The 11,998-nt window shown below is 36.6% G+C and carries 8 protein-coding genes and 1 pseudogene; 1 reads left to right on the forward strand and 8 read right to left on the reverse strand.

Going from position 1 to position 11,998, the window contains the following annotated elements:
• Positions 1-68: 68 nt before the first annotated feature.
• Entirely contained in the window at positions 69-1,826 is a 1,758-nt protein-coding gene (tfpB, locus tag AC1M9H_RS07095; RefSeq protein ID WP_481613067.1) for a type IV pilus assembly ATPase TfpB, read from the reverse strand.
• 128 nt (positions 1,827-1,954) lie between these two features.
• The gene (gene tsaA / locus AC1M9H_RS07100) at positions 1,955-2,674 is read right to left on the reverse strand and encodes a tRNA (N6-threonylcarbamoyladenosine(37)-N6)-methyltransferase TrmO (RefSeq protein ID WP_481613068.1); all 720 of its coding nucleotides are present in this window, start codon (positions 2,672-2,674) and stop codon (positions 1,955-1,957) included.
• A gap of 105 nt (positions 2,675-2,779) precedes the next feature.
• On the opposite strand from tsaA, the gene AC1M9H_RS07105 reads away from it, so the two are divergent.
• Positions 2,780-3,559, forward strand: coding sequence for a ferredoxin--NADP reductase (locus tag AC1M9H_RS07105; RefSeq protein ID WP_035267346.1), 780 nt, complete (start codon positions 2,780-2,782; stop codon positions 3,557-3,559).
• Between the two features lie 236 nt (positions 3,560-3,795).
• Here the strand turns inward: AC1M9H_RS07105 and AC1M9H_RS07110 are convergent, their stop codons facing one another.
• From AC1M9H_RS07110 to AC1M9H_RS07135, 6 genes and pseudogenes are all read right to left on the reverse strand, one after another.
• Positions 3,796-4,266, reverse strand: coding sequence for a transposase family protein (locus tag AC1M9H_RS07110; RefSeq protein WP_481613069.1), 471 nt, complete (start codon positions 4,264-4,266; stop codon positions 3,796-3,798).
• Positions 4,214-4,609: a transposase family protein gene (locus AC1M9H_RS07115; RefSeq protein ID WP_481613070.1), complete on the reverse strand. Its 396-nt coding sequence runs from the start codon at positions 4,607-4,609 to the stop codon at positions 4,214-4,216. Before AC1M9H_RS07115 ends, AC1M9H_RS07110 begins: the two co-directional genes overlap by 53 nt.
• A gap of 632 nt (positions 4,610-5,241) precedes the next feature.
• Positions 5,242-5,361, reverse strand: a pseudogene (locus AC1M9H_RS07120) (helix-turn-helix domain-containing protein); the annotation flags it as partial.
• 157 nt (positions 5,362-5,518) lie between these two features.
• Positions 5,519-5,896, reverse strand: a complete 378-nt coding sequence (locus tag AC1M9H_RS07125; protein WP_481591349.1) for a hypothetical protein — start codon at positions 5,894-5,896, stop codon at positions 5,519-5,521.
• 20 nt (positions 5,897-5,916) lie between these two features.
• Positions 5,917-10,650, reverse strand: a complete 4,734-nt coding sequence (locus AC1M9H_RS07130) for a glycohydrolase toxin TNT-related protein (protein WP_481613071.1) — start codon at positions 10,648-10,650, stop codon at positions 5,917-5,919.
• Positions 10,651-10,667: 17 nt separating this feature from the next.
• Positions 10,668-11,998: DUF2345 domain-containing protein (locus AC1M9H_RS07135; RefSeq protein WP_481613072.1), on the reverse strand; the 1,331-nt coding region annotated here is incomplete at its 5' end.

The raw sequence follows: 11,998 nt of genomic DNA on the forward strand, positions 1-11,998 counted from the left end.
GAAGCTATTAAAACAAACAAAGCTGAAGCGAATCTTAAGAAATATGAATATTTATTAATCTTTGACAATTAACTTAGTGGTACGACTCTTAGCACCTCTTCTAATGTCGTTACCCCTTCAAGGACTTTTCGAGCACCCGCAATACGCAACGGCTCTACACCTTCTTTTTTTGCGTGAGCACGTAATTCATCTAAATTAAGATTAGCACTGATTTTTTGTTTTGTTTCTAGAGACACAGGCATAAATTCATATATACCCACCCGCCCCTTATACCCTGTGTGACGACAATGTTCACAGCCTTTGGCATGATACACTTGAGCAGGCATCTTTACTAAATACCCATAGGTCAGATGCTCCCATTCTTGAGCATTAATTTCCCGTTTTTCTTTACAATGAGAACATAATTTTCTGACTAACCTTTGCGCCAATACCCCTAAGATTGTTGCCGCTGTTAAAAATGGCTGCACCCCTAGATCATGTAAACGAGTCAAGCTTGAAGGTGCATCATTTGTATGAAGTGTTGAAAGTACGAGATGACCTGTTAATGCAGCTTGAATCGCCATATTCGCTGTATCTTGGTCTCGGATTTCCCCTACCATGATAATGTCTGGATCTTGGCGCATGAGGGCACGTACACCATCGGCAAAATGAAGATCAATTGCAGGGTTTACCTGCATCTGATTAAAGCTCGGCTCTATCATCTCGATAGGATCTTCAATCGTACAAACATTTAATTGCTCAGTCGCAAGTTGTTTCATTGATGAATACAGGGTTGTGGTTTTACCTGAACCAGTTGGACCTGTCACTAAAATGATGCCGTGACTATTTTTGGTAATGGCATTCCATTGTTCTAGCAGTTTTCCTTCAAAACCCAGTTGTTGGAAACTCCTCACTAATACTTCAGGATCAAAAATTCGCATTACCATTTTTTCGCCTGCTGCAGTAGGCAGAGTTGATAAACGCAGTTCAGTTTCTTGGCCCTTAGGTGTACGCGTTTTTAATCGCCCATCCTGAGGACGTCGTTTTTCTGCAACGTTCATACGACCCAGAATTTTAATACGCGAAATTACTGCCGTGAGTGTATTGCTTGGCATATTATAAATCGTGTGCAGCACACCATCGATACGAAATCTAACACGTCCTTTCTCCGTACGAGGCTCAAGATGAATATCACTCGCACCCTGTTCAAAGGCAAATTGAAGCAACCAGTCGACTAATTTTACGATGTGCTGATCGTTGGCATCAGGATTTTGACTATCACCCAATTGTAAAAGGGATTCAACTCCCCGGCTCTGTCGGTCGTAAGCACCTGAATGTTGAGAGGAGTTTACTGCTCGGCTCACTTGATAATATTCAATCAAGTAACGTTGTAACTGCTCTGGATTCAATAGAACCTTAACAATTTTTTTAGGACTTAAGCTCTTTTCTAAATTCTTGACCCAATCATCCAAGAATGGTTGATCTGTACCAATTAAGATCTGTTCAGGATGCACTTCCACAGCAAGAATTTTATTTTTGAATGCATATTCTTGTGACATGACCTGAGTCAGTGCCGCAACATCCGCTTTCAGCGGATCGATCACATAATATTGGAGTTGTGTTTTTAATGCTAACCACTCACATAAGCGTTGCAGTGTTAACTTATGTTGAGTTTGAACTTGATCTACCAATTCAAAATGTGCAATCCACTGCAATGGATGCCATTTAAATTGATCTTTTTGACGGTGTCGGGTTTGTATGAGCAACTTATCTCGCTCTAAAATACGACCATCTTTTAGTAGTTGTTCTAAACACCATGTTGTATCAATTTCAAAATTAAAATTCATTCAAATTGCCCCATTCCTTGAGCCCAACTATACCAAATTCTTTATTCAACATTAGCCTTTAGCCTATTCAGAATTTACAATTTAATTCATTAGATCAAATTCAGCTTTAAATACATCAGTCCAACAATTTATTCGTTTGCACAAAGTTCCAGTGCAACGATCTCAACCTCAGTATCCACTTTAAATTTGACATTTAAGGGGCCGAAACTTAGCCCATAAATTCGCTCAGGATCATTTTGATAAGATGGTCTTGGATCAAATGATAGAACTTGCTCCAATTCCTTGATTAAACTTTCAGCGACACATTTTTGATCCAACAGTGCATTTCGTTGAATTTCAGCAGTTTTTGACCAAATAACAACTTTTTGAATTGGCTTATCCTGTGCATAACCACTCGTCGCCTCAACGACGGCATCAGAATATTGAATATATGGTTTGATATCGATAACGGGTGTTCCATCTAGTAAATCACTGCCTGACACATACAGCCTCAAAGAATCACCTTCTTTAAAAAGTTTTTTGAATTGAACGACTGACATGCCGATAGGTGCTGGACGGTACATGCTTCTTGTCGCAAAGACTCCCACTTTTTTATTTCCACCTAAACGTGGTGGTCTGACTTGAGGCTTAAATTTTTGATTATCTTGATTTTTATTATCGTGAAACTGCCAAATCAGCCATAAGTGACTGAAATCATGTATACCTTCAAAAGCCAGTTCATCATTATATGGCGCTAATAGTTCAATATAACTTTCAACATTTACTAAATTTGGCTGACGTGGAATACCAAACTTTTCTTTGTAGGGAGATCTCATTATACCAATCACAGGTAAAGTCAGCTCATTCATAATCACTTTTTTTGATAAGCTCAATTAAATATATTCAGTTTATCGAGAATGGTTTTAGTTTAGAATAGCAAGCTGTTCTAATTTGATAATTTATTGAGACCTTTAATGGCTGCTTTTAACGTCGAAAAGATTACTCACGTACACCACTGGAATGACACATTATTCAGTTTTAAAACGACTCGCGATACAGCATTGCGTTTTAAAAATGGTCAATTTGTGATGATTGGTTTAGAAGTCAATGGCAAGCCTTTAATGCGTGCATATTCGATTGCTAGCGCGAACTATGAAGAAGAACTTGAGTTTTTCTCTATTAAAGTTCCAGATGGTCCTTTGACATCAATCCTACAAAAAGTAAAAGTTGGTGATGAAATTTTAGTTTCTAAAAAACCGACTGGTACACTTGTTCTTGATGATTTAAATCCTGGTAAAAACTTGTATCTTTTATCATCAGGTACTGGTTTAGCTCCTTTCCTTTCGACTATCCGTGATCCAGAAACTTATGAGCGTTTTGAGAAAATCATCGTTGTACACGGTACACGCTATATCTCAGAACTGGCGTATCAAGACCTTATTCAAAATGAAATTCCAAACCATGAGTTCTTTGGGGAACTTGGTGCGAAAGAAAAGTTAATTTATTACCCAACAGTTACACGTGAAGACTTCCATACTCAAGGTCGTGTTACAACTGCGATTGAAACTGGTGCTCTTTTCGAGAAAATTGGCTTACCTCGTTTTAATCCTGAAACTGACCGTGCAATGTTATGTGGTTCTCCTGCATTCCTCGACGATGTAGCTGCACTTCTTGATCAACATGGCCTAAAAGAATCTCCACGTATGGGTGTTCTTGGTGATTATGTGATTGAACGTGCTTTTGTTGAAAAATAAAATTACGTACAATAAAAAACCGAGCTTTTTTGCTCGGTTTTTTTTATTGAGTGTTATATTTACCCTATTATTTAAATCGATTTTATCTTGATTTAACTCTGTAGCAACTTTATTCAGCAATGTTGAACTAGAAGCAATATCGTCATTTCAAATATTCAACATTCACAGTAATCACTAACACTTAGTTTCTAATGTATTAACTTTAATACTAGTAAACAATAGGGTTCTTTCATAAATCATTTTTTACTCAGTTCTAAATTATAAATCCCTGCGATTAAACTGAATCTTAATCCCAATCTTTTGCCTCGATTACGGTATCGCTCAGCAAGGATTTTGAAGGTCTTCAAAGTCCCAAATACATGCTCAATCCCAATTCTTCTTTTATTGATTTCTTGATTGTAAACTTTTAGCTCAGGTTCTAGTTTACAGTGCTTTTTTGCTTTTAATGGCAATAGACTATTTGGATACACCGTATAAATCCTTTGATAGCCTTTATCTGCAAGGATAAAAGACCCTTTAGGAATTTGATTCAGGTTGCGTTTGAAGAGCTCGAAATCATGTACTGCACCACGACTCGTACATAAACTCAGAATTTGCTGAGTCTTAGAGTGGATGATGGCTTGTACTTTGAAAGTATGAGCTTTCTTCTTACCACTATAGCTTTTCTTCTGTTTTTTTAGGTCTTTGTATTGGAATTTCTGTGGCATCTACGATCACCACATTCCAGTCGATACCTTCACCTTCAGGCAAACTCTTGGGTAAGTTAAATAGATTGGACTTGATCAGGCAATCCTCTACGTGGCGGACGATTCTTGAAGCAGTAGGCTCTGACACACCATAACTCGTTGCGACATGAAACAATGTTCGATATTCACGCCAATAACTTAAGCACAGAAGGATTTGATCTTCTACACTTAACTTAGATGGTCTACCTTTAGCAGGTACAAGCATATTTAGCTGTTCAGCCATTAAATCAAAGGTTGACCATGAGATGCCTGTATATCGTTTAAACTGTGTTTCAGAAAGCTTCTTTGAGTCGATGTATTTCATTCGCAAATTATGCATGAATATTTAAAATTATTCGGTACAAATAATCAGCAAGGGGTAGATCGTTTTTTGATTTATGAAAGAGATCTATTATCCTAAATTTATTATTTAAAAAGCTATAAATTTGAACATATCTTTTTATTAGCAGTAAAAGCAACTAATTTATTATTTTTTTCATCTTGATATTCATACTCATACTGAACATCATTTCCTATCTCATCTTTTAATTGATTACATATTTATTTTAAAGAATAATTTATCGATTCCTCATAGAAAGATGGATTCCATTCTATTTTTGATGTATCAACAATATAAACATATTTAAATTTAAATTTGTTGTATTCAACTTTAACCCAGGTAGTACTATTTCCCACATCTAAAGGTAATTTTTCACGTTCCTCATTAGCAACAGATCTTAATTTTTTGTCTAACACCTCATTTCTTTTGTTATTATCATAGTTAAAAGCGAATACTGAAAATGGAATAGCTAAAATCACTGTAATAAGTGAAAGATACCTTTTTTATCCATAATAATATCTCAAATAAACTCTTTTATGTCAGATTAAAATTTTGAATTTCTTACACCAAACAGAATCATAAAAACTAAACTTAAGAATGCACTAGTAGATAAACATAAAAATAGTTGATCGTGAACGCCCTAACTCCCTAGCATGGCTAGTGATTGAACTCCCACTTTTCAAAGTGGTATAAATTTCGTATCTTTCGTTTTGAGAAAGTTGGGAATATTTCTTCATTGTGTACTTTCCAATTGCGAGTTGAAAAAGTCTAAGATGCTATGAATACACCTAATTTTTCAACTAATTACAAATGTGTCGCACTTGTGATTTGAATCTACGTTGTTAAATACGCCTATAAATACAGCATTATGCAACGAAGCCTTTCTATAATATCTTATAAATTTTCATAGAGATATATACTATCTCTACCAGTATCTGTAGCTATGGTTTTCTTGATAGTTAGCAAAAAATTTTGGCATGCTTCCACTTCACTAAAAGTTTCTAAAAAAATTCTTCTCTCCCCCCTTTCACTATAATAAATCACCCAAATATTTTCAAATGTAATACAGATTGAATCCTCTTTATCTTTACCAATCGAATAATACTTTTTAGGTATTCTTTTTTCGTGTAAATATTTTTCTAGCTGAGTATATTTCACAATTTTTTTACTATCACTAGAAAGTTCCATATTTTCATCAATATCAATTCTTTCTTCTTTCGTTAACCTACCAATAAGATAACTTTTTCTTAACAAATCTATTATTTTACTCATAGTTTAAACCTTTAAGTATATTAATGTGAATATTGCCCAAAATGACATTCTTTAGGATTCTGGATGCTATAATCCAAGTCTTGACACTTACTAATTGATGTAGGTGTAAGCAAAAGGGTAACAGTACCAACACGACCTACTACATTTAGAGCTTTTGAAGCTATATTACCTAATTGTAAAGGTTTAACCTCTTTTAAATGACCTTCTTTAATTAATTCACCTACCGACTTTGGAAGTTTATACTGTGTTCCTCCACCAGGTTGATTAAACCAAGGAGCAATTTTAGCCTTCTCAACCCCTTTTATATCCTTCAATATTTTATATTTATGGAAGTTTTTTGGGCTTCTATCAGTGTTTGGCGGTAAACTCCTTTGCTCAAATGCAGTACCACATTTACCAGTATAACAACCACGCTCACTACCAAATCTATCTATATATCGTGATTTGTACCATTTACTTCCTTTGAGTGTATAATCTTTTACTTCTGTTCCTTTTACCGCCCCATTATTTGGAGGCCATTTAATATCCTCTAATCCCAACGGATCCACCCACTGATTCGGATCACTTACATAAGCTGAAGTATTAATACCACCAAACAACCCTATTGGGTCCTTACTGATATAACGTGCACTAAATGGTTCGTAATATCTGTAACGGTTGTAATGTAATCCTGTTTCCTCATCGTAATATTGCCCTTGGAAACGGATATCACTTTGTTCTAATGGGTTCTCTTGGTGCTTCACTTTGATCTGTTGTGTTTGTCCCCATGTATTCAGCGTTAACTCCCAAATACATTCGCCTTGTTCATTACTTAAGGCTTGAGGTGTTCCAACTTGGTCACAATGGTAGAACGCAATCCGTTCTAACTCCGTTCTATTTTTTCTTGTATCCGTTCGCCAAACAGGGTCTTTATGAATTGAGTATGGCTCTGTTTTAAACCTTTCGTAATTCGGTGTTTCTATCAATTTAATGAAACTTTGATAACCTGCTTGTAATAGCGGTACAAAGCTATTCGGCTCATAGATATAGTGTTTGGTATAGCTCTGATCTGTATTGTTTATATCTGTTGGATTTGAACTGATTTTTGATTCCCAGATCATTAAATCACCATCCCAACCAAATAAGGTCAGGCTGTTATTTGATTTATTTGCTTTATAGAGGCGTCGTCCAAAGACATCGTAGCCGTATTCAATAATTTGCCCGTTGTGGTCGCTTTCGATTAAGCGATTTAAGTTGTCCCACTTCAGTTTCAACTGTTGATCTGCCTGCTGGGTTTCAATCACATTACCTTGGGCATCGTATTTGTAGTGTTTGCCTTGATAGTGTTTCACCAAGTTGTTTTTGATTTCTGCACTTTGGGTTGCAACTGGATCTATTAAGTTGCCCGCTGGGTCAAAATGGTAACGTTCAGTTTGCTTTGAGCTTTGCGCTTGTATTAAGCGACCAATCGCATCGTATTGATAACTAAGTTTACCTTTTTGACTATCTTGAACTTGAGTCAACAAATAGTTGGCATCATAAGTGTATTGGCGTTGTGTCTGATGTTGTGTTCGATCTGCTGTTTCTTGTTCTGCGTGTATATGCTGTGCAATCAGCAATCCAACGTCATTATATTGGTTGCTTTGGCTTAAACCATTGGCAAGGTAACGTTCTGTTTCTCGGTGTAGGTCATCACGTTTAAAACCCACCATGTCTTGTTTATTCAGAGCAATACCATAGATGTGTCCTGATCCATAAGTTAAGTGGCTAATTTCCTGACCATCCGGACGAACAGTTTTGATGAGATTGCCGAGTTCATCGTATTCATAGCGTAGTACTGCAGTCATTGGTTTCAGATTTGGCACTTGGTAGTGTTGGTGTTCTCTAACCAATTGTCCTATCGCATTATGGTAGAAGTCGTTTTGGCTCTGTTGGTTCTTTGCTTGAATTAACTGGCTATTCAGATTGTAAGTAAACTCTTCTGTTTGGTGTTGTTTGCTTTCGCGGTGGATGTAGGTTTTTGACGCAATTTGTCCGTCTTCATAGTAGCCAAATTGTGTGATGATATTCGGTTGTTGAATGTGGCTAAGTCGACCAAGCTCATCGTAACTATAGTGTTTTTCTTCACCATCAAAGGCTTGTTCTCGTGTAAGATAACCATAACTGTTGTATTCGAATACATATTCTGCATGGTTTTGGTTGATAAGTTTCTGAATACGCCCTTGTTTATCCCACTGATAGGCAATTTGGTGTTTGTTGGCATCAAGGCGTTTTTCTAATAGACCCACTGCATTGTAGTGGTATTGAGTCACCTGTCCTTTGGTATCAATGTGTTTGAGAAGGCGCCCTTCTTGGTCATGTTCAAAGTGTTCTTTTTGTCCATCTGGATAGATGATGGATTTAAGTTGTCCTTTGTCTATACCTTGATCACTATAGATGTATTGCACACCTGTTTGATCTGCGGCTTGTTGTTGCTTAAGTAGCCCTTCCTCATCATATTGCCAAGCACTTTCTTTACCCGAACAATCGGTATAGGAGATCATTTGTCCAAGGTCGTTGTATTGGATTTTTTTAACACCACCTTTGGCATCAGTAATTTCAATCAATTGACCTTCGGCATTGTAATTATATTGTGTTGTGTGACCCAATGGATTGATTTCTTTGGTCATCAAGCCATCTGCATTGTATTCGCGTTTCCAAATATGACCTTCAGGATCTTTTATTTCTGTTAGATTTTTATGTTCATCATAAGCAAATCGAATCACTCCGCCATTTGGTTGAATGATTTTACTCAGCTGACCTTCTTCATTATATTGCTGTTGAGTTTCACGACCACTGTAATCAATCTCTCGGGTGATGCGTTTTTGTTGATCACGTGAATACCATTTTTCACGACCATCTGCTAATCGAATACGATAAGTAAAACCATCTAAATCAAAGTAGTAATAAGTCGGCACGTTGTAAGCATCATACACAGCAACTTGGCGCAGACGAGGATGCCATTTTAAAGTTGTTTTAAAGCTTCCATCATCCGCCCATTCTTCAATGGCTTTTGCATTTGGTTCATTCGAATCATAACGAATATTTTGACCACGACCTGATCGATCGGTATAACGTGTTAATTGATGATACGCATTGTATGAATACTGACGAGCGTGACCATTCTCATCATATGCTTCTACTAAATTTCCGTCATGATCGTACCCATAACGAGCAAGTGGTTGTTCTTGATCATCCACAAATATAGCAATAATTTTTGCTTGATCATTGTACGCAAATTTCAAAATTTGCTGAGTCTTCTTAAAATTAAAATGGACGGTTTGTAAATAAGCTTTGCCATTTAGCAAGATATAACGAAGATCGACTTGTTCTTGAGTTGATGAATTTCTCTCTTGCGTAAGCTGATAACTTTGACCTTGATCGAATGTACTAAATTGATAATCCCATTCTGTTCCAAAATTTAGGACTAATTCACCCTGTTCATTTAGACGCGTTGTAATACCTTGGATTGGAACTTCATAGGATTCACTCATAATGATCGATGGCAATTGTTGTTTTCTGCCTTTCGCATCAATAAACAAATAACCCTGTTCATTTGGAACAATCAAATTAGAAAAAGGCGTTAACCAACGAGCACCCAAAGCACCGTTATCGAATTCCCACATTTGGGAGTTATAAAGTCGATTGAATACTAATCCCAGCTTAGGTAGGCTGAAGTCTACATGGGAAACTCGTTCAGCACCTATAGAATAGCTAATACTATGAGCAGTATTGGTTTCAGCACTTGTTGTTGGTTCAGCTGGATTCAAACATGGAGGATCCATTAATGCATCTGCTTGCAAACTGACAAATTCAAGGATATCGCCATCAGTTTGACGCTCAAATTCACCAGTTTGATTAATCGGAACACTGACATTACCCTTATTTTGATTATCTTGAATAGCCTTAAGTGTTTGTTGAATGAGCCAACCAAGACTGTATTGCAAGCTTGGGTTTGTCTGATTCTGCAAATCGTTACTAATCGAACTAATCGCCTCTACAAGTAAAGTTTCAAAATGACTTGGAGTTGCTTCAATTTTAGGCGTTAAATCTGCTTGAGGCTCAACACTGAGTAAATCTATTAATGGTATTGCCCAATTTTGAAATTGTAAATTTGGATCTCTTTTTTCAGCTGATGCGCTCGATGTTATTTCCGTTACAACAGACGATAATGAAGATGATTGAAGAGATTTTAGAATCTGAACAGCCAAGGCATTTGCATTCGTTAATAAGTCCGCTAATTTAGCTTGTGTCTCTTTTAGATAGGTCTCTAAATTACCTGCCATTCTTGCATTAAGATGTAATTCCATACGTCGAATGTCAGTTGACTTAATTTTACCATTTTCAGGATATAGACATTCAGCCATTAATCCTAAAATAGGACGTAAACCCATCCTTGCATGTGCTTCATGTTTAGGCTCTGCAAACAATCCAATTAAATTCGCACCAAGCAAAGCATTTCGTTGTATTGAAAGCACTTCTGTTTGAGGAGACATTGCATACAACAATAAATCAAGCACACTTCCACTTAAAGCATATATATTAGCTACAGTAGTTATATTGGCATTTGCTTTGACTTTAAGTAATGATGTTTGCCCACCGACCACAAGGAAATTTTCAATTTGATTAGCAATAACTTGTAGGTCAGCTACACTACCCATACTGTCTAAATTAAATACAGCAAGTTCAACACTCGATTGTGCATTATTAGAAACTTGTTCGTTTTCAGTTGCCATGACTAACCTATATATTTTTAATCTTTTAAGTTTTTCGCGTTATATTGTTCTAAATCAGGACGATCATTACTCGTTTTTAATCGAGTTGTTTCCGTATATTTAATGCCGCCAGATTGATAATATTTTTGTGAAATAAACTGATCATCTGCTGATGTTGAATTCTTTGTACTCACGTCTACTTTATTCACTTGTATAGGTTTATTAACTTCAACAATCTTTTGATTTGTTAACAATGGAGCTGGATTCGATTTCGTACTGATTCTTGTCGTTTCTGTATACGTTAATCCGCCAGATTGATAATATTTCTGTGCAATGTAGTCGTCAGTTACAATGACCTTTTCAGATTGATTCGGAATATTTTCCTGATCCAATGCTGTATCAAAATTTGTATTTGGCATAAACCCAGTTGAATTCATAAAATTCGGAATCAACTTCCATGTGGCCTGCTGAGTTATAAAATCAACGCCTTGCGTACGAATCATATCTAGTGATTGAGAAGGATTTACTGCCATTTGGCTTATAGTCTTCAATTGATTAGGACTTAAACCTAAATTTAATTTTTCAGAAATTCCACCTAATGTAGAAGTTGCCACTTGATTTTTGAGTTGCCCAACAGTTTGGTCTGCTAGACCTTTTAAAGCATTCTTGCCTATATCCTTTAAATTCATACTATCAAGTTGAGTCAAATTATTTTTAACTTGAGCCATTAAATTCTGACCCAGCTGATTTAAGCTCGAGTTCACAAAATTAGATGTACCAGGAATTACTGCATCTGCCCAATCATAACTTCGCGAAAAATGACTTGATAATGCCCAAGGACTTCGCTCATCTTTATCAAAAATGACTTGTGCACCACCAGGAGCAATTCCTGTTACTTGAGCAAAACCATTCGCATCTAATTTCCCTGTTATTGTCTTACCAAGAGAGTCAATAACTTTATATCCAGCTCCTTTAAAGAATTCACTTCCACCATAACTTCTTAAAAGATTCAATGCGCCTTTTAACGGTTGCATTGTTGGCAATTGAGCTGAAGTACTTACACTCGCTCCCGGCTTAAATAAATGTTGTCCAGCTTTGACTTCAAACTTACCAGCTGTGGTAGGTAAAACTCCCGAACTGCTAATTTCAATCTGTGAGCCGCCACCGATCAACACTATTTTTTTTGCCGCTTTAATTTCAATTCGATCTTCCGTGGAAATAATCTGCACACCCTTTCTTGCAATCAGATCAGCACCATCCCCTTGCGCTTGAATCTCGATCTTGCCTTTCCCTGCATAGAGTCGTGCCCCTTCTTGCGCTGCAAATAAACTGATCTTTTTGCTGGCATGTCCGATGATACTGTCTTGGG

The sequence above is a fragment of the Acinetobacter sp. ANC_7512 genome (genome assembly GCF_056779935.1).